This window comes from Arthrobacter sp. P4_F11 (genome assembly GCF_056401395.1).
In genome coordinates this window covers 116,844-139,805 of the sequence record NZ_JBFUJK010000010.1, presented here as the reverse complement: position 1 = coordinate 139,805, position 22,962 = coordinate 116,844, and the positions used below count along the sequence as shown (strand labels likewise).

17 protein-coding genes and 2 tRNA genes are annotated in these 22,962 nt (G+C 67.3%); 11 read left to right on the top strand and 8 right to left on the bottom strand.

Annotation, left to right across the window (positions count from 1 at the left end; genetic code table 11):
- Window positions 1-5 precede the first annotated feature (5 nt).
- Window positions 6-1,514 carry a zinc-dependent metalloprotease gene (locus tag AC1DRO_RS13020; RefSeq protein WP_476951112.1) on the bottom strand — a complete coding sequence of 503 codons (1,509 nt, stop codon included), beginning with the start codon at window positions 1,512-1,514 and terminating at the stop codon, window positions 6-8.
- Between the two features lie 257 nt (window positions 1,515-1,771).
- Here AC1DRO_RS13020 and AC1DRO_RS13015 point away from each other — a divergent pair, with 257 nt between their 5' ends.
- The 4 genes from AC1DRO_RS13015 to AC1DRO_RS13000 all read left to right on the top strand — a co-directional run bounded on the left by AC1DRO_RS13015 (window position 1,772) and on the right by AC1DRO_RS13000 (window position 6,773).
- Window positions 1,772-2,920 (top strand): YlbL family protein, encoded by a 1,149-nt coding sequence (locus tag AC1DRO_RS13015; RefSeq protein ID WP_476951111.1) that lies wholly within the window; start codon window positions 1,772-1,774, stop codon window positions 2,918-2,920.
- Between the two features lie 214 nt (window positions 2,921-3,134).
- On the top strand, window positions 3,135-6,131 hold the full coding sequence (locus AC1DRO_RS13010) for a UPF0182 family membrane protein (protein ID WP_476951110.1): 2,997 nt from the start codon (window positions 3,135-3,137) through the stop codon (window positions 6,129-6,131).
- Window positions 6,132-6,390: 259 nt separating this feature from the next.
- Window positions 6,391-6,464: transfer RNA gene (locus AC1DRO_RS13005), tRNA-Met, on the top strand.
- A gap of 235 nt (window positions 6,465-6,699) precedes the next feature.
- Window positions 6,700-6,773, top strand: a tRNA-Met gene (locus AC1DRO_RS13000).
- Window positions 6,774-6,870: 97 nt separating this feature from the next.
- Here the strand turns inward: AC1DRO_RS13000 and AC1DRO_RS12995 are convergent.
- From AC1DRO_RS12995 to AC1DRO_RS12985, 3 genes are all read right to left on the bottom strand, one after another.
- On the bottom strand, window positions 6,871-8,295 hold the full coding sequence (locus tag AC1DRO_RS12995) for a cryptochrome/photolyase family protein (protein WP_476951109.1): 1,425 nt from the start codon (window positions 8,293-8,295) through the stop codon (window positions 6,871-6,873).
- Between the two features lie 177 nt (window positions 8,296-8,472).
- On the bottom strand, window positions 8,473-9,264 hold the full coding sequence (locus AC1DRO_RS12990; RefSeq protein WP_028277175.1) for a PspA/IM30 family protein: 792 nt from the start codon (window positions 9,262-9,264) through the stop codon (window positions 8,473-8,475).
- A 156-nt stretch (window positions 9,265-9,420) separates the two neighbouring features.
- Window positions 9,421-11,484: a TPM domain-containing protein gene (locus AC1DRO_RS12985; RefSeq protein ID WP_476951108.1), complete on the bottom strand. Its 2,064-nt coding sequence runs from the start codon at window positions 11,482-11,484 to the stop codon at window positions 9,421-9,423.
- Between the two features lie 296 nt (window positions 11,485-11,780).
- Between AC1DRO_RS12985 and AC1DRO_RS12980 the strand changes: the two genes are divergently transcribed.
- The 6 genes from AC1DRO_RS12980 to AC1DRO_RS12955 all read left to right on the top strand — a co-directional run bounded on the left by AC1DRO_RS12980 (window position 11,781) and on the right by AC1DRO_RS12955 (window position 18,373).
- On the top strand, window positions 11,781-13,511 hold the full coding sequence (locus tag AC1DRO_RS12980; protein WP_476951107.1) for a S1C family serine protease: 1,731 nt from the start codon (window positions 11,781-11,783) through the stop codon (window positions 13,509-13,511).
- Between the two features lie 255 nt (window positions 13,512-13,766).
- Window positions 13,767-14,567 carry an electron transfer flavoprotein subunit beta/FixA family protein gene (locus AC1DRO_RS12975; RefSeq protein ID WP_476951133.1) on the top strand — a complete coding sequence of 267 codons (801 nt, stop codon included), beginning with the start codon at window positions 13,767-13,769 and terminating at the stop codon, window positions 14,565-14,567.
- 16 nt (window positions 14,568-14,583) lie between these two features.
- On the top strand, window positions 14,584-15,534 hold the full coding sequence (locus tag AC1DRO_RS12970; protein WP_476951106.1) for an electron transfer flavoprotein subunit alpha/FixB family protein: 951 nt from the start codon (window positions 14,584-14,586) through the stop codon (window positions 15,532-15,534).
- A gap of 4 nt (window positions 15,535-15,538) precedes the next feature.
- Window positions 15,539-16,318 (top strand): PIG-L deacetylase family protein, encoded by a 780-nt coding sequence (locus AC1DRO_RS12965; protein WP_476951105.1) that lies wholly within the window; start codon window positions 15,539-15,541, stop codon window positions 16,316-16,318.
- Window positions 16,319-16,393: 75 nt separating this feature from the next.
- Window positions 16,394-16,924 (top strand): gluconokinase, encoded by a 531-nt coding sequence (locus AC1DRO_RS12960; protein WP_476951104.1) that lies wholly within the window; start codon window positions 16,394-16,396, stop codon window positions 16,922-16,924.
- A gap of 54 nt (window positions 16,925-16,978) precedes the next feature.
- On the top strand, window positions 16,979-18,373 hold the full coding sequence (locus AC1DRO_RS12955; RefSeq protein ID WP_223913985.1) for a GntT/GntP/DsdX family permease: 1,395 nt from the start codon (window positions 16,979-16,981) through the stop codon (window positions 18,371-18,373).
- A gap of 152 nt (window positions 18,374-18,525) precedes the next feature.
- Here AC1DRO_RS12955 and AC1DRO_RS12950 read toward each other — a convergent pair whose 3' ends face one another.
- The 4 genes from AC1DRO_RS12950 to AC1DRO_RS12935 all read right to left on the bottom strand — a co-directional run bounded on the left by AC1DRO_RS12950 (window position 18,526) and on the right by AC1DRO_RS12935 (window position 21,885).
- Window positions 18,526-19,425: an anti-sigma factor gene (locus AC1DRO_RS12950; RefSeq protein WP_476951103.1), complete on the bottom strand. Its 900-nt coding sequence runs from the start codon at window positions 19,423-19,425 to the stop codon at window positions 18,526-18,528.
- A 10-nt stretch (window positions 19,426-19,435) separates the two neighbouring features.
- The gene (gene sigK, locus AC1DRO_RS12945; protein ID WP_223913940.1) at window positions 19,436-20,041 is read right to left on the bottom strand and encodes an ECF RNA polymerase sigma factor SigK; all 606 of its coding nucleotides are present in this window, start codon (window positions 20,039-20,041) and stop codon (window positions 19,436-19,438) included.
- A gap of 307 nt (window positions 20,042-20,348) precedes the next feature.
- Window positions 20,349-20,816: a tRNA (cytidine(34)-2'-O)-methyltransferase gene (locus AC1DRO_RS12940; protein WP_476951102.1), complete on the bottom strand. Its 468-nt coding sequence runs from the start codon at window positions 20,814-20,816 to the stop codon at window positions 20,349-20,351.
- 82 nt (window positions 20,817-20,898) lie between these two features.
- Window positions 20,899-21,885, bottom strand: a complete 987-nt coding sequence (locus AC1DRO_RS12935) for a J domain-containing protein (protein WP_476951101.1) — start codon at window positions 21,883-21,885, stop codon at window positions 20,899-20,901.
- A 141-nt stretch (window positions 21,886-22,026) separates the two neighbouring features.
- Here AC1DRO_RS12935 and AC1DRO_RS12930 point away from each other — a divergent pair, with 141 nt between their 5' ends.
- Window positions 22,027-22,938 carry a diacylglycerol/lipid kinase family protein gene (locus AC1DRO_RS12930; RefSeq protein ID WP_476951100.1) on the top strand — a complete coding sequence of 304 codons (912 nt, stop codon included), beginning with the start codon at window positions 22,027-22,029 and terminating at the stop codon, window positions 22,936-22,938.
- Window positions 22,939-22,962: the final 24 nt, after the last annotated feature.

The window sequence follows — 22,962 nt, the reverse complement described above, 5'->3', positions numbered from 1 at the left end:
TTGGGCTAGGCCTTGGGCGTGCCGCCGTCGTCCGGTTCGCCGTCCTGACGGTCGTCGTCCTTGGCCACCGGCTCGTCCGTGCCCTCTGAATCCGTCGTTCCCTCTGAATCCGGAGTGCCCTCTGAACCCGGAGTGCCCTCGGTGTCCGGGGCGTCGGCGCCGGCCGGCGCGTCGAACCCTCCGCTAAGCAGCTTCTGCAGGGCGTCATCCACTTCGCTGTCGCTGGCTTCGGCGAGTTTGCGGCGTTCGCTGAAGCCTTGCGGGTCTTCCAGGTCCTCTGCTGTCGGAAGCAGGTCGGGATGCTGCCAAACGGCGTCGCGGCCGTCCACCCCGCGCTCTTCCTTGAGCAAGGCCCACAGGGTGGCGGCCTCGCGGAGCCGGCGCGGCCGCAGCTCGAGTCCCACGAGGGAGGAGAACGCGTGCTCCGCGGGGCCTCCGGTGGCCCGGCGCCGCCGGACGGTTTCGCGCAACGCGGCGGCGGACGGCAACATCTTCTCGGTTGCACCCCAGGTGAGTTCGTCCACCCAGCCCTCCACCAGGGCCAGCGCGGTCTCCAGCTTTTCGAGGGCCTGCTCCTGGGCGGGAGTGCGCTGCGGCATGAAGACTCCCTGCGAGAGCGCCTCCTGGATGCCCTCGGGGTTGCTCGGATCGATCTCGCGTGCCAGTTCTTCGATCTTGGAGGTGTCGATGTGGATGCCGCGGGCGTAGGCCTCGATCGCGCCGAGCAGGTGCCCGCGCAGCCAGGGGACCTGGACGAAGAGGCGGGCGTGTGCCGCCTCGCGCACGGCCAGGAACAGGCGGATGTCGTTCTCCGGCAGGCTGAGGCCCTCACCGAATTTCGCCACGTTGGCCGGCAGGAGCGCCATTTCAAGGTCTGCGAGGGGCACGCCAATGTCCGTCGAGCTGACCACTTCGGCAGAGAGCGCGCCGATCGCCTGGCCGAGCTGCATGCCGAAGATCGCCCCGCCCATGTTCTGGATCATCGAGGAGGCGCCGCCCATCATGGACTTCATTTCCTCGGGCATCTGCTCGGTCATGGCGGCCGAGAGCGCGTTGGCAATGCTGTTGGCCACGGGCTCGGTCAGCCGCTTCCACGTCCCAAGGGTTTCCTCGACCCATTCGGCGCGGGACCACGCCCGGCCAATCAGTCCCGTGGCCGGAAGCCCGGTGACCTGGTCGAGCCAGAGTTCGGCCAGCCGAAGGGCCTCATCGACCTCCCGCGACTGAGGCGCCGTGACCGAGGGGTCGGATCCGCTGGCGGCGACGCGCCGGGCGTTGTCATGTGCCAGCTGCCAATTGACGGGCCCCTCCGAGGGGGCACTCATCATCGCCTGCACCTGGGAGAACATCTGGGCCAGGAGGTTTGGATCGTCCGGGAGGCCTGCTGCCTTGGCGAGCTCGGCGGGGTCGATATTGCCCATGCCCTGCCCGCCCATCAGGTTTTTGAGCATTTCGGCCAAGGGATCCTTGGGTTCCTCGTCGCCATTGGACGGATTGAGTGGGTTGGAGGTCATGATCCCGCCGATCGTCGGTGTGGCTGCTTCTCAACTTCACGGTACCCCTGTGCAAGAGTGGCTGTCTGCCGAAACCGCGCCACGTTCGCTGTAGGCAAAGAGCGGTCCGGGGTCCCAAGCGCGTAGGCTTGGAAGTTGGAATATTTGCACGCGGCAGCCTCGGGTTAGGCTGCGGCCCTGGTGCGTGGTCGCGGTGTCCTTTCGGGCTTGTCCTGGCAGGGCCGCAGCCCCTCGTGCCGGCACGGAGAGGTCGTTCGATGACAATCACCCACGGTGAGCAGCCCGCCAGCGACCCAGCGGCCGGCCCTGCCCGGGGCAGGAGGGCACGACTGGCTGGCGCCGGCGTGCGGCGCCCGCGCAACAACCGGTCTTCAGCCATGCTTGTCTCGGGGCTGCTTGCCGCCGCACTGGGCATCACCGCGGTGAGCCTGCCCGTGCCTTACGTGATCGAGTCACCCGGCCCCACCTTCAACACCATCGGCCAGGACAACGGCAAACCGGTGATCAGCGTCAGCGGCCATGAGTCGTTTCCCGCCAAGGGCAGCCTGGACCTGACCACTGTCTATGTCGACGGCGGTCCCAACGGTCCGGTCAGCGTCTTCGAAGCGTTCTCGGCATGGCTGAACGGGACCAAAGCTGTCTACCCCCAGGAACTGCTGTTCCCCACCGGCGTCACCAAGGAACAGTCCCAGCAGGAGAGCGCCACCGCGATGACCACCTCCCAGGAGAACGCCATCGCCTCGGCACTGAAGGAACTGAAGATTCCGTTCGGGCAGAAAATGCAAGTGGCCGGGCTCCCGGACGACTCCGCCTCGAAAGGACTGCTGCAGGCAGGGGACGAACTTGTCTCCATCAATGACAAGCCCATCACTGCGCTCGGCGTGGTCCAGGCGGAACTGGCCGCCGGCAACGGCAAGCCCGCCAAGGTCATCGTGGAACGCGCCGGCGCCCGGGTGCCAGTCACCATCACGCCGGCCAAAAACAGTGCGGGCCGCTACATCCTCGGTGTCTTGCTGCAGTACAAGTTCACCTTCCCGTTTGATGTCACCATCTCGCTCGACAAGGTCGGTGGCCCCAGTGCGGGCATGATGTTCGCGCTTGGCATCATTGACACGGTCACTCCCGGGGACCTGACCGGCGGCAAGCACATCGCCGGTACCGGAACCATCACCCCGGACGGTGCCGTAGGACCCATCGGCGGGATCGCCCAGAAGATGCAGGGGGCGCGGTCCGGCGGGGCCACGCTGTTCCTGGCGCCGGCGGCCAACTGCGAAGACGTCTTGGGCCACATCCCCGACGGCCTGCAGGTGGTCCGGGTCGAGAACCTCACCGAGGCCCGCAAGGCGGTTGAACTGGCGGCGTCAGGCGGCGACACATCGGGCCTGCCGGTCTGCACCAACAACTAGACTGGCCGCGGAACTAAGCGCCGGCCCCACTCGTGGCACTAATGGACGGCCGCGCCGTCCCGCCGGGACCCTGCTGCAGGGCCCTGACGGAACGGCGGTGACGGCCGTTAGAATGCATCAACCTGCAACACCGGCACTTGGTCGCCAGACTGAGCCACAGCAGCGACTGATAACTAAAAACCAGCAGTAGACGACCAGCTATGAGGTACCGAGTTTGTCCCGTCCCGCCAGCACTGTCCCGCCCGGAAGACCCCAGACACGACGCGGCGCCCTGACGCCGACGCTGATCATCGTGGCCCTGATCGTGGTCGGATTCATCTTCTTCGCCAATGTCTGGACGGATGTCCTCTGGTACCAGCAGCTCGGCTACTTCGAAGTGTTCCTGACCGAGAACCTGGCCAGGATCGTGATCTTCCTGACAGGTTTCGCTGTCATGTTCCTGGCCGTCTTCTTCGCCATCAGGATTGCCTACCATGCGCGGCCGGTGTACGCCCCCGATTCGGAAATCCGGGACAACCTCAACCGCTACCAGGCGCAGCTCGAACCGATCCGCCGTGTCGTGATGGTGGGGCTTCCCATCCTCTTTGGCCTGTTCGCCGGCAGCGCCGCGGCCAGCCAGTGGCAGAAAGTCCTCCTGTTCCTGAACCAGGAGGCATTCGGCCAGAACGATCCGCAGTTCGGGCTCGACATCAGCTTCTACCTCATGACTCTTCCCTTCCTCGGGTTCGTCACCGGGTTCCTCATCAGCGTCACGGTGATCGCTGGCCTTGCCGGCATCCTCACCCACTACCTCTACGGCAGCATCCGGATCATGGAACGCGGGATCTTCACCAGCCGAGCCGCGCAGATCCACCTGGCTGTCACGGGCGCCGCCTTCCTGGTGCTGATGGGCCTCAACTTTTGGCTGGACCGCTACTCCACGGTGCAGAATAACGGCGGGCGCTGGGCCGGTGCGCTGTACACGGACGTGAACGCCGTCATTCCGACCAAGGCAATCCTGGCCGTGGCCGCGGCCATCGTCGCCGTGCTGTTCATCGTCGCCGCGGTGATCGGCAAGTGGCGGCTGCCGGTGATCGGCACCGCCATGCTCATCATCACGGCCATCCTGGCCGGCGGGGTCTACCCGTGGGTCATCCAGCAGTTCCAGGTCCGGCCCTCGGAGCAGACGCTGGAAAACGAATACATCAAGCGGAACATCGCGATGACCCGTGCCGCCTACGGCCTGGATAAGGTCCAGGAAAAGCGGTACAACGCCACCACCAACGCCACCACCGGCGCGCTGGCCCCCGATGCGCAGACCACCGCCAACATCCGGCTGCTGGATCCGAACCTGATCTCGGATGCGTTCTCGCAGCTCGAACAGTACCGGCCCTACTACCAGTTCCCCAGCGCCCTGAACGTGGACCGCTACGAGATCGACGGCAAGATCCAGGACACGGTCATCGCCGTCCGCGAACTCAACCCGGACGGGCTCGCCACGAACCAGCAGTCCTGGCTGAACCGGCACGTGGTCTACACCCACGGCTACGGCGTCGTCGCCGCCAAGGGCAACAAGTTCACCGTGGACGGCAAGCCGGACTTCCTGCAGGCGGGCATCCCGTCCACCGGCGCGCTCGGCAACGATTCGACCTATCAGCCCCGCGTCTACTTCGGCCAGGACTCGCCCGACTACTCGATCGTGGGCGCCCCGGACGGTGCACTGCACCGTGAGCAGGACCGGCCCGCGGCCAAGGAAGGCGACGGCGAGACGCAGTACACCTTCACCGGCAACGGCGGCCCGAACGTGGGCAGCTTCTTCAACAAGATCCTTTACGCGATCAAGTTCCAGTCCTCGGACCTGCTGCTTTCCGACGGCGTGAACGCCGAGTCCCAGATCCTCTACGACCGCAACCCGCGGGACCGCGTCGAAAAGGTGGCGCCCTACCTGACTGTTGACGGCAATCCGTACCCCGCCGTCGTCGACGGCAGGGTGAAGTGGATCGTGGACGGGTACACCACCAGCCCGTACTTCCCGTACTCCCAGCAGGAGCAGCTCTCGGCCGCCACGGCCGACTCACAGACCGCCGCGAACCGGACAGTAGCCCTGCCGAACAGCTCGGTGAACTACATCCGCAACTCGGTCAAGGCCACCGTGGACGCCTATGACGGTTCCGTGACGCTGTACGCCTGGGACGACCAGGATCCGGTCCTGAAAGCCTGGCAGAAGATCTTCCCGACCTCAGTGAAGCCGTACTCGGAGATGTCCGGCGCGCTCATGAGCCACGTGCGCTACCCGGAGGACCTGTTCAAGGTCCAGCGCGAGCTTCTGGGCCGCTACCACGTGACCAACCCGGACAGCTTCTACACCAACATTGACGCCTGGTCCGTTCCCAACGACCCCACCGTCAAGGACGAAGTCAAACAGCCGCCGTACTACATGTCGCTGAAGATGCCTGACCAGGACAAGCCGGCGTTCCAGCTGACCTCGTCGTTCATCCCGCAGGTGGTCAACGGCAACGCCCGCAACGTGCTCTACGGCTTCCTGGCCGCGGACTCCGATGCCGGCAACAAGAAGGGCGTCAAAGCGGACAGCTACGGCCAGCTGAGGCTCTTGCAGATCCCGCCCGAGACCCAGGTCCCCGGACCTGGCCAGGCGCAGAACAAGTTCAACTCCGACCCCACCGTTTCGCAGGCCCTTAACCTGTTGCGCCAGGGTGCGTCGGCGGTGCTCAACGGCAACCTCCTGACCCTGCCGGTCGGTGGCGGCATGGCGTACGTCCAGCCCGTCTATCTTCGCTCCACGGGGGAGACCTCCTACCCGACGCTGCAGCGGGTCCTGGTGGCGTTCGGCGACAAGATCGGGTTCGCGCCCACGCTGGACGAGGCCTTGAACCAGCTCTTCGGCGGAAATTCGGGTGCCGCAGCAGGTGACTCGGCAAACAAGGGACAAACACCGGCCACGCCCACCACCCCAGGTGGGGCCACTCCGCCGCCTGGGACTACCGATGCGAAGGCAGACCTGAAGGCCGCGCTGGACGAGGCCAATGCCGCGATCAAGGCCGGTCAGGACGCCCTCGCGAAGGGCGACTTCGCGACCTATGGCGAGCAGCAAAAGAAGCTGAACGCTGCCTTGCAGAAGGCGCTCGAGGCCGAAGCAAAGCTGGAAACCCCTGCGGCGCCGGCGGGCACCGCCACACCGTCGCCCTCTCCGTCGGCGACGGCGGGCGGCTAACGCTGCGCAGCTGACCCTGACAGGTCCTCACGCGCTGCGCGAGGCCAGGCGCAGGCTGTGAACGGTGCGACAGGCCGGGTTTGCCCCTCCGGAGGGGCAAACCCGGCCTGTGGCGTAGACGGACCGGATTCGATCCCTGTGCGGCCTTGGCCGGCCGGGCCCGGTAGGCCCGGGCGGACGCTCCCGCGGGCGGCGAGATGCACATCACGTCGCCTCGATTTGGCCTCAAGTTCACCGGCAGGTAGAGTTGATCTTGCGACGCGGGGTGGAGCAGTTCGGTAGCTCGCTGGGCTCATAACCCAGAGGTCACAGGTTCAAATCCTGTCCCCGCAACTGGAGAAAAGGTCCGGAGCACTGGAAACAGTGTTTCGGACCTTTTGTTTTAAGCCGCTGGGGGACGGTCCGGAAGCCGGGAACCGGGAAACCGGTCACAGGACAAAAGGGGCGACCGCTCGAGCGGCCCGGCCCGCAGTTCATCGACCTGGCTGTGCCGGACTGGACGCCGGCTGTGCCGGACTGGGCACGTGGTCAGGGCGGTCCGGAAACTAGGGTAGAGTTGATCAAGCGACGCGGGGTGGAGCAGTTCGGTAGCTCGCTGGGCTCATAACCCAGAGGTCACAGGTTCAAATCCTGTCCCCGCAACTGGAGAAAAGGTCCGGAACACTGGAAACAGTGTTCCGGACCTTTCGCTTTAAGTCCGCGGTGGCGGGCAACGCCGGCGGCGGCCCTGTGCCGGCTCTCAGCCGTCCTTGAGCCGCTGATAGGTTGCCAGCGCCCGCGCCCGGGACTCTGCAAGGTCCACGATCGGTGCGGGGTAGCCGGGGGCGGCGCCGTCGGCCTTCCAGGGCTCGTGGACGGTTTTGTCGTCCAGCGCGGCGAGCTCGGGAATGTATCCGCGCAGGTAACGACCGGCGGCGTCGAACTTCTTGCTCTGCGTGACCGGGTTGAAGATCCGGAAGTACGGCGACGCGTCGGCACCCGAGCCCGCCACCCACTGCCAGTTGGCCGGATTGCTCGCCGCATCGGCGTCCACCAGCGTGTCCCAGAACCAGGCCTCGCCCAGCCGCCAGTCGGCCAGCAGGTTCTTTACCAGGAAGGACGCGGCCGCCATCCGCACGCGGTTGTGCATCCAGCCCGTCTGCCAGAGCTGGCGCATGCCCGCGTCCACCATCGGATAGCCCGTACGGCCCTGCTGCCAGGCCTGGAGCTCGTCGCCCGACGCCGGCTGCCACTGAAAGCGGTCGAACTCCGGCCGGTAGTTCCGTGTCGCCAGATCCGGATTCTCGTACAGCAACTGCCAGCAGAATTCCCGCCAGCCAAGTTCGGAACGGAAGATCCCGACGTCGGCCGGCGTCCCCGCCGCGAAGCTGTGGCGCAGCGTGTGCCAGATCCGGAAGGGGCTGATTTCGCCAAAGCGCAGATGGGGGGAGAGCCGGCTGGTGCCCTCGACGCCCGGGACGTCGCGGCCGGTGCCGTATTCTGCCGCCGGGCCGTCCACGAAGTCCTCGAGGCGGCTGAGGGCGCCGGCTTCTCCTGGCGTCCAGGTGTCGGCCAGCCCCGGGCTCCAGTCCGGGCTCCGGGGGAGCAGGCCCCAGCTTTCGAGCGTTTCGCTCGCCGCCAGGCCGCCGCTGCGGGTGCGTGCAGGGCCCGGCAGCTGGTCCGGAGCAGCCAGCGGCTGCCGGGGCTCGGCACCGGCCAGGCAGGCCTTCCAGAACGGCGTGAAGACCTTGTAGGGGCCCCCGCTGCCGGTGCGCACGGTCCACGGCTCGAACATGAGGTTCGCCTGGAAGCTCGTGGCGTTGAGGCCCTCCCCGCCGGCCCAGCTCTTTAGGCCGGCGTCGACGGCGCGTTCAGGGCCGCCGTAGCGGCGGTTCCACAGCAGGGCGTCTGCCGACGTTTCCACCGCGAGGTCCTGGATGACCCGGGCGGCGGGGCCTCGGCGGAGCACCAGCCGCGAGCCAGTCGCCTCCAGCGCTGCGGCCAGGCCGGCCAGGGAATGGTGGAGCCACCACTTCACCGCCCCGCCCAGCGGCCGGATGCCGGGTGACTCCTCATCCAGGACATAGACGACGGTCAGGGGTTGGTGCAGGGCAGCGGCCTCCGCCAGGGCAGGATTGTCATCCAGCCGGAGGTCATCACGGAGCCACACAAGGGTCGCAGACATGGATCCACGGTACACGCGCGCCCGCCGGAGGCGTCGGTGCGGTGAGACATGGGGCCACACAGGGCACAACGAAGGCCGGGCCCCGGCGGGCGATCCTGAGGTGTCAGGTTCGGCCGCCGGGGCCCGGCCCCGGGCGTGAAGCGTGCGGCAGTGCTGCGGAAGCGCCGGACCGGCGCGTCAGAGCTTGTCGAAGTCGGCCTCCTCGACCGTGGAACCGGACTCGGCGCTCTTTTCGCCGGTGCCGATGGCAGCGGGGGAGCCGCCGGACTTCAGCGCTGCCAGCCGGGCTTCGATCTCGGTCTGCTCGCCAAGATCTTCCAGCGAATTGAACTGGGCGTCCAGGCTCGACTCGGCGAGCTCCTGCTGGCCGCGGACCTTGGCTTCCTCGCGGCGGATCTTCTGTTCGAAGCGGCCCACCTCGGAGGTGGGGTCCATGATGTTGATGCTCTTGAGGGCGTCGTGGACCTGGCTCTGGGCCTGTACGGTCTTGGACCGGGCCACCAGCTCATTGCGCTTGCTGGTCAGTTCGTTGAGCTTGCCCTTCATCTGGTCGAGGCCGTGCTTGAGCTTGTCCACCACCTCGGTCTGGGACGCGATGCTCGGCTCGGCGGCCTTGGCCTCGTTCTCAGAACCCATCTGGCGCTGCAGGGCCACCTTGGCCAGGTTGTCGAACTTCTCGGCATCGCCGACGTCGCCCTTCGCCCGGTATTCGTCGGCCTTGCGCGAGGCTGCGAGGGCCTTTCTGCCCCAGTCCTGGGCGTTGCGGACGTCCTCGTTGTAGTCGTCCTGGAGCATGCGCAGGTTGCCGATGGTCTGGGCCACGGCGGACTCCGCCTCCGCGATGTTGTTCGTGTAGTCACGGACCATCTGGTCCAGCATTTTCTGCGGATCCTCGGCCTGGTCCAGCAGCGAATTGATGTTTGCCTTCGCCAGCTGCGCCATGCGGCCGAAAATGGACTGCTTAACCATGGTGTTACCTTTCGTCCTGCTCCGTTGTCTCACTGATTCCAGTGATCGATGATGTATCGCATCTATCCGCTGTCCGGGCCCTTGCGGCCGGCGCGTGGTCTGTAAAGTTTCCTGCTGCTGCTTCCCACTTTGTCCCCTGCGGGGGTGGCGAACAGGCTAGAAACTGCCGGAGTCCCCGCCGCCGAAGTCTCCGCCGCCGCCAAAGTCGCCGCCGCCCCAGCCGCCGCCGGAGTCATCGCCGCCTCCGCCGCCCCAGCCGCCTCCGCCGCCGCCCCAGCCTCCGCCGCCTCCGCCGTGGAGGATCGAATTGATGAGGATTCCGCCGAGGATCGCGCCGCCGAGGCCGCCCCCGCCGCTGCCGCCGAACATGCCGCCCCGGCCGTAGCCTTGGCCCTGGTTGGCGTAGCCGCCGAATTGGTCGACGTCGGACTGGGCCAGCTGCGCGGCTTGTGCCGCCAGCGCGTAGGCCTGCTGTGCGTACTGCAAGGCCGTGACGGGGTCGGTGCGGGAAATGGAGAGCGCATAGTCCAGGTTCCGCTGGGCTTCCGCCAGGCGTGTGCGCGCATCGGTGCCTACGCCGCCGCGGCGGGCGGTGATGTAGTCCGACGTCGCGCTGATCTGGGCCTGGGCCGACATGATGCTCTGCTGCAGTGAGGCCTGGGCCCGGCGCGCCTGGTCCTGCTGGTCGCGGATTCCGGCCAGGGACTGGTCGAGTGCCTGGTGGGCCGTGACGACCCGTTCCAGCGTCGCGATCGGATCAATCTTGCCGCCCTGGATTTCCGTTTTGACCTGGGCGAGCGCGGCTTCCGCCGCAGCCACGGGGCCGGCAAGTTCCGGATGGGCGCCGGACTGGATCATCGCCTTCGCCTGGGCCAGGTCCTGCGCGGTATCGACGACGGCGGCTTCCAGGCTGTTGCGTGCCTCGTCGAGGCTGCCGGCCACCTTGGTGATGGCGCCGATCAGCACGTTCGTCTGGTGCAGGCTTTCCTCGGCGGCGCGGACGGCGACCGCGGCGAGGCTGCTTTCACCCGCGGCGAGCTTTTCCTGTGCCGCCGTGGAGGCGTTCTGCACGAAGTCGAGACGTTCTTTGGCCTGTTTGATGTTGTCCGCGACCTGGATCAGGGCGCTCTCGGCGTACTTGGCCCGCAGATCGGTCAGCGACTGTTCGGCGGCGGCAAGCTTTGCCTGGGCGTCCGCGGCGCCGGCGCCGACGGCGGCGAGGGCCTGCGGGGCGTTCTTTTCCAGCTCCCGGAGGGAATCGAAATCGGCTTTCTGTTCCTGCAGCGATGCCAGCGCGGCTTCGGAGCGGCCGATGATTTCAACGAGCCAGCTCCGTTGCTGCTCCTCGGTGTCGGGGATGTGGTCGTCAAGCTGCTGCTGCAGCTTGAACGATTCCGTCATGTGGCCCTTGGCCTCCTGCAGGGCCTTGGTGAAATTGCCCACGGCGGCGTCCCCGTATTGGGCCTGGGCGAATCCGAGCTCCTGCTCGCTGGACTTGATGGCGTCATCGGCCTCGATCAGCAGCGAATCGCTCTTCCGGCGCAGCTCGGCCACGCTGAGCCCCGCCAGCGGGTCCGGCTGCCCGCCCTGGGCCCCGGCTGACGCCCCCGAACTTTGCAGGGCCTTCTTCCGGCGGCTGCGCAGGTACAGGTACGTTCCCGCACCGCCCACAGCCACGACGCCGACTCCGACGAGGACGGCGCTGCCCGCCCCGGCGCCGGACGGCACCGTTCCGCTGCCGCCACCGGCCGCGTCGCCCACCGCGGCGGCCGTATCAATGGCTGCCTGGGCGAAGTCGCGCTTTCCGCCGGCCAGGTTCGGCACGATGGCGTTCTGGACGATCGTGGACGTCTTGGGATAGATGGCGCTGGCCGAGCTGGGGGAGAAGTAGTACTTGCCGTCGTCGGACATGGTCAGGATGACGTCGGCCTTGCCCATGCCCTTGTTGGTCGCGACGGCCTGGGCCCACGCCTTGGGTTCGGCCGGATTCTCGAACGTCTTTGCCGTGATGACGTAGAGGTTGTACTTGTGGTCCTTGAGGAGCTTCTGGATGGCGTCCTGGACCTCGGCCTTGCGGCCGCCGAGCACGTTCGCACTGTCCACGATGTTCTGCCCGGACGGAATGGCCACCGGATCTTCGGCCAGGGCTGGAGCGGCGGGGAGCGCCAGCAATCCAGCGACGCCAAGGACGGCGAGGAAACGATTCAACTTAGACCGCATGTGCAACCCTTCAGCACTTCTGGGACCGGTTCGGTCGAACCAGCCGTCACAGAAAGCAGCAGCGCCCCCACGCAGATGTAAAGCCGCAGGTCGCTGTGGCATTTCCATTTGATTCTATGGTGCACCCAAAAGGCAGTCCACCTAGGGGAATATGCCACCAGCGAAACGGGCTTAAACTGGGAAACACGGGCCCGCAGGCCGCAAACTGTCCGTTCAGGAACCTCCCAGCAAATGTCCGCTCTAGTGTCAGCCTGAGCGTCCATAGTTATAGGCAGACGAGGATGAAAGGAAGTCTCATGACTGAGAACCCAGTGCCGGGTGTGTCACCGGAGCCGACACAACAGAATCAGGAACCGGCGGGAGTGCGGGATGGCTCGCCGGAGCAGCCGCATGCCGGCCGCGCGCCTGAGGCGGCACCGGGAAATCCGGCATCCGAAAGCACGACGTCCGAAACCTCAGTAGTCGCAAGCCCGGCGCCCGAGAACCCGACCCTCCGGCTGGACCGCGCCGAGGACGGCGCGCCGCGTCCGGTGTACCAGCAGCACCAGCCCTCCGCCGCGGATACCCAGCAGATCGGCGCCCCGGCCCAGCAAACCGGCCCGTACGGCGGGTTCTCCCAGGCCGGCCAGGGCCAGCCCGCCCAGCCCGGCCACCCGCCCTACGGCCAGTCCCAGCAACCCCCGTACGGCCAGTCGCAGCAAACCCAGTACGGCCAGTCCCACTACGGCGCCAACCCTTACGGCGGCCAGCCGCAGCCGGGCCCGTCCTACCCTTCCGGTCCCGGCTTTGCGAACGACCCGGCGCACGCCCCCAAGCGCAAGGCGGCATTCGGCGTCCCCACCCTCGTGGCCAGCATCGTGGCCGCGGGCCTGATCGGCGGCGGCGTCGTGGCCGGCAGCAACGCCCTGCTGGGCGACCGCCTTTCCCCGTCCGCCGCGAGCAACACGAGCCAGGCGGGTCCGGTGATCGTCAACAACAGGGAAGACGTCAACGCCATCAGCGCCGCCGCCCTCAAGGCTTCCCCCAGTGTGGTGACCATCAAAGCGACCAGCGGCAGCGACGGCGGCACCGGCAGCGGGATCATCCTCGACACCCAGGGCCATGTGCTGACCAACACCCACGTGGTGACGCTCGACGGCAAGGCCGCGAACGCCACCATGGAGGTCCGGACGAGCGACGGCAAGGTCTACTCCGCGAAGATCGTCGGTACCGACCCGCTTTCCGACCTCGCCGTGATCAAGATCGACAACCCCTCGGGACTGGTCCCGGCAACTCTCGGCGACTCGGGCAAGCTGAACGTCGGTGACACCGCCGTCGCCATTGGCTCGCCGCTGGGACTCACCGGCACAGTCACCGACGGCATTGTCTCAACCCTGAACCGGACCATCAGCGTGGCATCCTCGGCTGCGCCGAAGGGCGGCGCAGACAACTCCCAGGGCGGTGACCAGGGCTTCCAGTTCGCGCCCCCCGGCGGCGGCGAGACTCCGAGCACCGCGGATCAGGGATCCATCTCGATCAACGTCATCCAGACGGACGCGGCCATCAACCCGGGTAACTCCGGCGGCGCGCTGGTGAACACCAAGGGCGAAATCATCGGCGTCAACGTCGCGATCGCCTCCGCCGGCGGCGACGCGGCCAGCGGAAGCAGCAGCGGCAACATCGGCGTGGGCTTCAGCATCCCCATCAACAACGCCAAGCGCGTGGCCCAGGAGATCATCAGCGCCGGCAAAGCCACCCACGGGCAGTTCGGCGTCAGCGTGAAGCCCAAGGCCGCAGGCTCGTCCTCCTCCGGGTTCTCGGTGGGCGCGGAGGTCGCGACCGTCGAGTCCGGCTCGGCCGCAGACAAGGCCGGCATCAAGGTCGGCGACGTCGTGACGAAGTTCCAGAACCTGACCATCAGCGATCCCAACCAGCTCACCGCGGCGGTGCGGGAACAGGCCGCCGGGGCCACGGTCAAGGTGACGGTCCTGCGCGGCGGCCAGCTCAAGGACGTCGACGTGACGCTCGGCGCCGCAGCCGAGCAGTAGAGCTGGGCGACAGCAAACAGCGCAGCTGTAAATCAAGGCAGCAGCAAACAGGCCGGGCGGCACCGCAAAGGTGCGGCCCGGCCTTTGCCGTCCCGGGCCAGTTCACTGACACAGACCTTAACCCTGGCCGCGCTGCCCGGCGGCTATATGGTTAGCTAGGAACAGCCCGGCTGCCGGGCATTCCGTGGCCATGACCCCGTCAGGGGCGGCTGTCCACCCGCATGGAAGGCTGCTGTAGACACAGTGGAAGAAACTCTGAAAATCATTGTGCTGGTCAAGCACGTCCCCGATGCGCAGTTCGACCGCCACCTCACAGGTGAGGCCAACACGGTGGATCGCTCCGAAAGCATCCTGTCCGAACTGGATGAATACGCCCTGGAAGCTGCGCTGCAGCTGACCGAGGCCCGCGGCGGAGAAGCGGCCGGCAACAAGGTCATTGCGCTGAGCATGGGCCCGGCCGGGGCAGTCAATGCGGTGAAGAAGTCCCTCCAGATCGGCGCTACGGAAGGCGTGCACCTCAGCGATGACGCCCTGGCCGGTTCGGATGCCGCAGCCACGTCGCTGGCGCTGGCCGCCGCGATCCGCCACCTGGGCGCGGACGTCCCCGCGGACCTCATCCTCACCGGAATGGCCTCCACGGACGGCGAGACCTCGCTGGTCCCGGCACAGCTCGCTGAGCGGCTGGGCCTCCCACAGATAACCTTCGCCGCGTCCCTGGAGCTCGACGCCGGCAAGCTCACCGCCCGCCGCGACGGCGACACCCACGCGGACACCATCGAGGCCACACTGCCGGCCGTCGTTTCCGTCACCGACCAGATCAATGATCCGCGGTACCCGAACTTCAAGGGCATCATGGCGGCGAAGAAGAAAACCATCACCACCTTGAGCCTTGCCGACATCGGCGTGGACGCGGCCCAGGTGGGCCAGTCCGGTTCCTGGACCGCCGTCGAGACCGCAGAGGCCCGCCCGCCGCGGCCGGCCGGCACCATCATCACCGACGAAGGCGACGCCGGCATCCAGCTGGTCGAGTTCCTGGCCGCCCAGAAGCTGCTCTAAAGGGGATTATCCGAACATGGCAAAAGTACTCGTTTTCATCGACAACCCCGGTGCGGCGCTGAAGAAGTCGAGCCTGGAACTGCTCACCATCGCCCGGTCCCTGGGCGAGACCGTCGCCGCCGTCAACGGCGAACTGCACGACGACGCCGCCTCGACCCTGGCCGCGTACGGCGCCCAGGCACTGTACCGCCCGTCCGCCACGGACCTCGACGAATACCTCGTCGGACCAAAGGCGGCATTCCTGGCCGCGGCCGCGGCCGCCGCCGGTGCGGGCGTGGTCCTGGCCGAGAACTCGGCCGAGGGCAAGGAAGTTGCCGCCCGGCTCGGCATCAGGCTCGGCGCCGGCGTCATCACCGACGTCGTGGCGGTGGACCCCGACGGAACGGCGCACAAGTCGGTCCTGGCCGGTTCCTACACCAGCGCCGCGAAGGCGACGACACCCGTTTCCGTGCTGACCGTGAAGCCCAACAGCATCACGCCCGAGCCCGCGGTCACCGGCACGGCGCCGGAGAGCATCACAGTCCAGGTCCCTGACGTGACCGGGGCCGCCGCCCGGATTACGGCGCGCACCGACAAGCCTGCCAGCGGACGCCCGGATCTGTCCGATGCACGGATCGTCGTGGCCGGCGGCCGTGGCGTGGACGGCAACTTTGGTCCGCTGGAGGAACTCGCCGATGCCCTCGGCGCGGCCATCGGTGCCTCGCGGGCTGCCACGGACGCCGGCTGGATCGGCCACGACGCGCAGATCGGCCAGACCGGCAAGACCGTCGCGCCGCAGCTCTACATCTCCGCGGGCATTTCCGGAGCCATCCAGCAGAAGGCAGGCATGCAGACCGCGAAGGTGATCGTGGCCGTGAACAAGGACGCCGAATCGCCGGTTTTCGAGATCGCGGACTTCGGCATTGTGGGCGACCTCTTCCAGGTACTGCCGCAGGCCACCGCCGAAATCAAGAAGCGCAGAGGCTGACCGCATGAGCACCACCGCCGTCCCGGCACAAAGCCCGTTCGACCCGGAGACCACCCGGGTTGAGCGGGTGCTTTGTTTCACGGCCCACCCGGACGACATCGATTTCGGCGCAGCCGGCACGGTTGCAGCCTGGACCGCCGCCGGAGTCCAGGTCAGCTACTGCATTATGACCGACGGCGACGCCGGCGGCTTTGATCCGGAGCAGCGCGAGGAAATTGTGCGGCTGCGAGTTGCCGAGCAGCAGCGCGCCGCCGCCCTGGTCGGCGTCACGGACATCCATTACCTGCACCAGCGTGACGGCTACCTCGAACCCTCGCATGAGGTGATGCGCGAGGTGGTGCGCCTGATCCGGCAGCTCCGGCCCGACGTCGTGCTCTCCATGCATCCGGAACGCAACTGGAACCGGATCCAGAAGAGCCATCCGGATCATCTGGCTGTGGGGGAGGCGGTGACCCGTGCCGTGTACCCCGCGCTGGAAAACCCGTTCGCGTACCCGGAACTGGCCGAGTCCGGGCTGGAGGCCTACAAATTGCCCTGGCTGTGGCTCTTCGCCGGGCCGGAAGAGCGCGAAAACCACTTCGTGGACGTCACCGGGCATGTGGAGAGCAAGCTGGCCGCCATCCACATCCACGTCAGCCAGCACCCCGACGTCGACGCCATGGAACGCACGGTCCGCGGCCTCATGCTCGGCACCGGGGCCCGCGCCGGATTTCCCGTCGGCCGCAGCGCCGAGGCCTTCCATGTCGTAACAGTCAACGGCCAGGGGACCATCGCCGGTTTCTAGTGTTGCCGCAGCCCAACCTCTGCCATATGCTGGCCTCTGTTTAAATCATATTTATTTGATGGAAGGCAGACTTTGATGGCGAAGACTGCGCAACACCCCGTTCTTGTGATCATGGGCGTCTCCGGATCCGGCAAATCAACTGTCGCGGGACTTCTGGCCGGCAGGCTGGGCTGGGACCTCGCCGAGGGCGACGACCTGCACCCCGAATCAAACGTGGCAAAGATGCACGCAGGACAGCCGCTGACCGACGAGGACCGGTGGCCCTGGCTCGAAAGCATTGCCGACTGGATCCGGGCCCACACCGGCGCCGGGAATCCCGGCGTCGTGACCTGTTCGGCGCTGAAGAAGCGCTACCGGGACGTTCTGCGCGGCGAAGGGGTGATTTTCGTGTTCCTCGAGGGATCACGGGACAAGATCTCCGACCGGCTGGCCTCCCGCCACGGACACTTCATGCCCCCGGCCCTGCTGGAGTCCCAGTTCGACGCGCTCGAAGCCCCCACGGCAGACGAAAACTTCATCTCCCTGTCGGTCTCCGCAACGCCGGCGGAAGAAGCACAGGAAATCATCACCCGACTTAATCTCGACGCCGCCGACGCCAGGCCCTGAGCCTTCCCGCGTTTCGCCGCGACCAAGGAATTTTTTGTGAAATCACTGATAGCTATGCAGCTTCCCGCTGCCGTTGAGGCCGGGACCGGCGTCAATACCCAACTACTGATCATCGCGGGTCTGGGCATCGCCCTGCTTGTGGTCCTAATCGCCAAATTCAAGTTCCACCCCTTCCTGGCCCTGATTCTGGGGTCAGGATTCGTCGGCCTCGCCGCCGGTGTGGAACCGGCCAAGGTGATCATCAACTTCGAGGACGGCGTGGGCGGCGTCCTGAAGGAAGTCGGTCTGTTGGTCGCCCTCGGCGCGATGCTGGGCAAGCTGCTCGCGGACTCCGGCGGCGCGAACCGGGTGGTCGACACCCTCCTGGCAAAGGCCACCGGAAACAAGCTGGTCTGGTCCATCACGCTCGTAGCCGTGATCATCGGCCTGCCGATGTTCTTCGAGATCGGGCTCGTCCTGCTGCTGCCGGTGATCGTCCTGGTCACGCAGCGCTCCAAGATGCCCCTGATGCGCATCGCCATCCCGGCGCTGGCCGGCCTGTCCGTGCTGCACGGGCTGGTGCCGCCGCACCCGGGACCGCTGATCGCGATCAGCGCCGTCAAGGCCGAACTGGGCACCACCCTGGCCCTCGGCATCCTCATCGCCGTCCCCACGGTGATTATCTGCGGGCCGCTCTTCTCCCGCCTGGCGGCCCGGTGGGTCCCGGTGGGTGCCCCCGCAGTCGCCGGCGGCGTCGACACCGTGCACGGCGCGGACATGGAGGGCGTCAAGCGCCCGCCGAACTTCACCGTCACGTTGTTGACCATCATCTTCCCGGTGGTCCTCATGCTGCTCAGGGCCGTTGTGGACATCATCTGGCCGGACCCCAAGACGGCCCCCGCGATCCGGATGTTCTTCGACTTCGTCGGGCAGCCGCTCGTGGCGATGACCCTGGCCGTCCTGCTGGCCATGGTGACCTTCGGCTATGCCGTGGGCCTCAACGGCGCCAAGATTACGAGCAAGATCGCTGCCAGCCTGGGCCCGATCGCGGGGATCATCCTGATTGTCGGCGCAGGCGGCGGCTTCAAGCAGACGCTGATTGGTGCCGGCGTGGGAGACTCCGTGAAGGCCTGGGCCGAGGGGACCAACATGTCCGTTCTGGTGCTCGGCTTCATCGTGGCCGTTGCCCTGCGCCTGGCGACAGGCTCGGCCACCGTCGCCACCGTGACGGCCGCCGGCATCGTGGCACCGCTGGCCAGCTCGCTGTCGCCGACACACGCCGCCCTCCTGGCCCTCGCGATCGGTGCGGGCTCGCTGTTCTTCTCGCACGTGAACGACGCCGGGTTCTGGCTCGTCAAGGAGCTGTTCGGACTCACGGTGGGCCAGACCTTCAAGACCTGGTCCGTCATGGAAACCCTGATCTCCGTGGTGAGCTTCGGCCTGGTCATGCTGCTCTCGCTGGTCATTTAGCCGGGCGGAAAGCCGGCCCGGCGGGACGTCCGCCGGTCGGTCCGTCCGCCGGTCACAACACAAAGCCGCCCGGGCCTTGAGTCCTTCTACGGAAGGAGCCAAGGCCCGGGCGGCTTTGTGCGTGCGGGTGGCCTGCTGTGTCCTGCGGGTGGCTAGGCGTCCAGCGGTGCGGCGGCGACGGTCGGCAGGGTAGGCGACGCGGATCCGCCTTCGGGCTCCACGGTAATGCCCAGTGCGGCCGCGGAACCGATGCCCTTGACCACCGCGGGCTTGGACAGGGCTTCAGCGTCCATGAGGCCCTGCGAGACCGGTGCGGAGCCGTCCTTGGGGATCAGCCACATCTGGTAGACCTTGCCCACGGGCGGGGCCGGGACGCCGTTCATTTTGACGACGGCGGCATCCTTGGACGGGGAAATCGACACAGTGGCGGTGCCGCCGCCGTTGACGTTGACGGTGGCCTGGCGGACGTCGCTGGCCTGCATCACTTGATTTAGGGGATCGTTCTGGTTGGCCACGTAGGCTCCGACGCCCACACCGCCCAGGGCGATCACGGCTGCTGCGGCGACGCCGATAAGCCAGTTCCGCATGCCCTGCGGGCGGCGGCGCTCTTCCCTGCGCTGGCGGGCCGCACCGAGTTCGTCGGTGGCGGGCAGCGCGGAGCCGTCGCGTACCGGATGCGGCAGCACCGGCGTCGCTTGCGGACCCGTGCCGGGCAGCGGCACTGCGGCGGGGGACTGCGCTGCGGCCTGCTCTGACGTCTGCGCAGGCAAGGATGACATGATCCGGTCCAGCAGCCCGGGCGGAGGCTCTTCCTCTGCGGTGAAGCTGGTGGCCAGGGTCTCCCGGGCCTGCCGGACCCGCTCGTTGAAGGCAGCCCTGTCTGCTGCCGGTGCGGAGGCGAGGAACTGCTCGATTGCGGCGCGTTCGGCGTCGTCCACGGCGTTGAGGGCATAGACCTCGGCAAGGTCCACCACGCGGCCGGACGACAGGTCGGTGGCGATCTCGGCGGTGAAGCCGCCGGGGAGGCGGTTGTTGTTCTCATGTGCGTTCATATCGGTCAATTCAGCTCACCCCCAAGCAGGTCTTCAGTCGGATGAGTCCATCGCGGATGCGGGACTTGATGGTAGGTACCGCGGCATTCAGCCGCTCGGCCACTTCCCGGTAGGTGAGGCCGCCGTAGTACGCCAGCCGGACGGACTCCTGCTGCGTATCGGTCAGCGTCTCCATGCACCGGACCACGGCCTCGGCTTCGAGCCGGCTGCCGACTTCGTCCGAGACGGAATCGTGGTCGATCTCCTGGCTGCTGGCACCGTATCTGGCTTCGCGGTCGGTGGCGGACTGCGAGGACCGTACCTTGTCAACGGCGCGCCGGTGCGAGATCGTCATGAGCCAGGCGAGCGGACTGCCGGCGGCGGGATTGAATTTGGCGGCGTTCTGCCACACCTGGAGGAAGACTTCCTGGGTGGTGTCCTCACTGAGTTCGGTATCGATCAGGACCCGGCGTGCCATGCCGAAGACGCGCCTGGAGGTGAGACTGTAAAATTCCGCGAACGCCGTCTGGTCGCCCTGGGCAATCAGTGCCAGCAGGCTGCTGAGCCGGCCGTTGATGTCGGCTGAGGTGTCCGCCGGTGCGGCGGCCTCGGGGTTCGGGGCATTCGGAGTTTCCATCACTCCCAAGCATAGGGCGCTTGCAGCCCAACGCGGGCCAATCGGTGCGGCATGCGGCGAGAGGCCGGCCCCTGCCACGCGGGCAGAGGATCTGTCCAGATGTACTGTTTTCACCTGCCGCTCCTCGCTCCCTTCCGTTTCTCCGCACAATGCCCGGTAGACACAATGTGAGTGGGCGGATTGGTGTCCGCCTTCAGAAGTGATTCGGTGCGGCCCGGCACCTGGATGGGCGCGCTGCGCGGGAATTCTTTCCCGCGGGCCGACCATGTGGCCGCCGCACGTCCTGGCGGGCCTGCGCGGCGGACCGCTACAACTTGGCCCCGGCGAACCCGTTCTGGCGCCACGCCTCGTAGACGGCGATGGATGCGGCGTTGGCCAGGTTCAGTGACCGGAGGGATGGGAGCATCGGCAGGCGCACCCGGGACGTCACCCGGGGACTGCGTTTGACTTCCTCTGGCAGGCCTACGGATTCAGGACCAAACAGGAGGACGTCGCCGGCACGGTAGCGGATGTCTGTGTACGTGGTCTCGCCGTCGGAGGTGAAGGCAAATACCCGTTCCGGCTCGAGAGCGGCCCACGCCGCGTCGATGTCCGGGTGGACGGTCACGACGGCGAGGTCGTGGTAATCAAGGCCCGCCCGCCGGAGTTTGGCGTCGGAAAAGTCAAAGCCCAGGGGCTCCACCAGATGCAGTTCGGCGCCCGTGATGGCAGCCAGCCTGATGGCGTTTCCCGTATTGCCGGGGATTTCTGGGGTGTGGAAGAGGATGCGGAACACCGTCCCATCCTAGCGAGCCGCCGGCGTCGAACGCGCCTCGGGCCTTCCGTCCCCGGGGCGCAGGGGAGCGCCCGGGCGGAATCTAGTGCATTCCGCGCAGCAGGCGGGCCAGTACGGGAACGTTGACGGTGTTGGGCGCCGGGCCCGAGCCGAGGAACAACTTCAGGCCGCGGGCCAGGCCCGCGGCGTTGACCACCTCGACAAGGCCCGAGCCTTCCCCGTACCCGCTTCCCTGGCCGCCGGGGGCGCGGCGGTGCCGGTCGATGACCGGTTGATGCAGATTGCCGTCCGTGCTGTGGACGACAATCCAGCCGGTGACATTGAGCTCGGGAAATATGTCCTGCATCCGGCGCACGATGTGGCCCAGCTGGGGCGGGGCGACGGAGCGTCCGCCGTGGGTCAACGTGCTGCCGTTCCATGCGTAGGCACCCGGCGGCAGGAGCATGGATCCGACGATCGCGAGACGGTACCCGGCAAGGACCGCGTGGTCGATGTGGCTGTTGTCCGCCGGGGACTGCAGCCCGTTGACAAGGCGCGCCGCCGGGATGGTGGTAAGGATCTGCCTGCTGATGAGCTGCACGGTGCGCATCTCGCGTTGGATCCGGGCTTCGGCGCCGAAGATGCCGCGCTTGCGGGGCATGCCGTGGACCTGCTGCCGGGCGACGCTGGCGGGAATCAGCGGCACCGCCGACCCGCCGTCAAACTGCTCGAACGGGGGAACGTAGACGGGTGGATCCGCGGCCGTATTCCGCGGCGTGTTTGGCCGGCGCACGTTGGCTGACGCCCGGCTGCCCGCGGCGGGCGCGTCGAAGTGGGCGCCCTCATCGCCGGCGGGCGACCAATACGCGCCGCCGGATGCGTTGCCGTAAGAGCGGTCGTAGTCGGCGCGGCGTTTGGTGTCGATGAGGGTCTCGTAGGCGAGCGTGACGCGCCGAAACGCTGCAGGGTCGCCGCCGTGGTCCGGGTGGGCGGTCCGGGCGGCCTTGCGGTACGCGACTTTGATGTCCTTCTCCGTCGCCGTCACGGGGATCCCGAGGACCTGGTAATGCGAGCTGCTGCCCTGCGTCAAACAGAGATCCTTTTCGTTGATGGTGCCGGCGGGAGGAATGCCGGACCGTTCGTGGGCGTCCGGCGTGCCCAGTTTAACCGGCTGGAGGAATAACGACTGCGTGCACAGGGATGGTTCCCGCCGGCTGGCATAATTCAGCGCATGCTGATCGCCGTCGCCGTCAACCCGCGCGCATCCTTTGGCCGGGCGCGGCACGCCGGCAAGGACGCGGCGGCGCACTTCCGTGCAGCCGGGGCGGAGGTCCTGCTGCTGTGCGCGGACAGTTATGCCGGGCTCGCGCAGGCAGTTGAGGATGCGCTGGAGCCGGGCGTGGATGCCCTCGTGGTCGTGGGCGGCGACGGCATGGTCCACCTCGGGCTTAACGCGATAGCAGGTGAAGGTGCCGGTGCCGGTGCCCGCCGCCGGGTTCCGCTGGGCATCATTCCCGCCGGGACGGGCAACGACACGGCCCGGGCGCTGGGCCTGCCGCTGCACAACCTCCCGGCGGCCTGCGAGCGGGCGCTGGAGTCTTTGGCCGGCGGCGGCCGGATGATCGACGCCGGCAGGATCACCGCCGGAGGATCCTCCCGTTTGTTTGCGGGCGTGGTCTCGGCCGGGTTCGATGCCGCCGTCAATGAGCGGGCCAATGGCTGGCGCTGGCCGCGCGGCAAGATCCGCTACCAGCTCGCCATGCTTCGGGAACTGGCGTCGTTCCGGGCCATCGATTACACGGTGACGGCCGACGGCGAGCAGTGGCAGCAGGGCGCCATGCTGATTTCCGTCGCCAACGGCCAGTCGATCGGCGGCGGGATGAGGATCGTCCCGGGAGCCGCCCTTGATGACGGCTACCTGGACCTCTTCATTGTCAACCGGCTGTCCCGGACCCGGCTGCTGGCCGTGTTCCCGAAGGTCTTTGCCGGCAAGCACGTAGGCCACCCCGCCGTGCGGCTTCGCCGGGTCCGCACCGTGGAACTGTCCGCCGGCAATATCGTGGCCTACGCCGACGGCGAGCGGATCGGGGCGCTCCCGATGACCATTGAGGTCGTTCCGCGGGCCGTCTGCGTCCTGGCGTAGTGGCGTGGCCTGGCGTCTTCGCTC

Bases quoted from the DNA above. Each gene is read 5' to 3' on its own strand.
- AC1DRO_RS13015 (WP_476951111.1), top strand. From the start codon at position 1,772: ATGACAATCACCCACGGTGAGCAGCCCGCCAGCGACCCAGCGGCCGGC.
- AC1DRO_RS12990 (WP_028277175.1), bottom strand. From the start codon at position 9,264: ATGGTTAAGCAGTCCATTTTCGGCCGCATGGCGCAGCTGGCGAAGGCA.
- AC1DRO_RS12970 (WP_476951106.1), top strand. From the start codon at position 14,584: ATGGCAAAAGTACTCGTTTTCATCGACAACCCCGGTGCGGCGCTGAAG.
- AC1DRO_RS12950 (WP_476951103.1), bottom strand. From the start codon at position 19,425: ATGAACGCACATGAGAACAACAACCGCCTCCCCGGCGGCTTCACCGCC.
- sigK (WP_223913940.1), bottom strand. From the start codon at position 20,041: ATGGAAACTCCGAATGCCCCGAACCCCGAGGCCGCCGCACCGGCGGAC.
- AC1DRO_RS12985 (WP_476951108.1), bottom strand. From the start codon at position 11,484: ATGCGGTCTAAGTTGAATCGTTTCCTCGCCGTCCTTGGCGTCGCTGGA.
- AC1DRO_RS12965 (WP_476951105.1), top strand. From the start codon at position 15,539: ATGAGCACCACCGCCGTCCCGGCACAAAGCCCGTTCGACCCGGAGACC.
- AC1DRO_RS13020 (WP_476951112.1), bottom strand. From the start codon at position 1,514: ATGACCTCCAACCCACTCAATCCGTCCAATGGCGACGAGGAACCCAAG.
- AC1DRO_RS12955 (WP_223913985.1), top strand. From the start codon at position 16,979: ATGCAGCTTCCCGCTGCCGTTGAGGCCGGGACCGGCGTCAATACCCAA.
- AC1DRO_RS12980 (WP_476951107.1), top strand. From the start codon at position 11,781: ATGACTGAGAACCCAGTGCCGGGTGTGTCACCGGAGCCGACACAACAG.
- AC1DRO_RS12930 (WP_476951100.1), top strand. From the start codon at position 22,027: ATGCTGATCGCCGTCGCCGTCAACCCGCGCGCATCCTTTGGCCGGGCG.
- AC1DRO_RS12960 (WP_476951104.1), top strand. From the start codon at position 16,394: ATGGCGAAGACTGCGCAACACCCCGTTCTTGTGATCATGGGCGTCTCC.
- AC1DRO_RS12995 (WP_476951109.1), bottom strand. From the start codon at position 8,295: ATGTCTGCGACCCTTGTGTGGCTCCGTGATGACCTCCGGCTGGATGAC.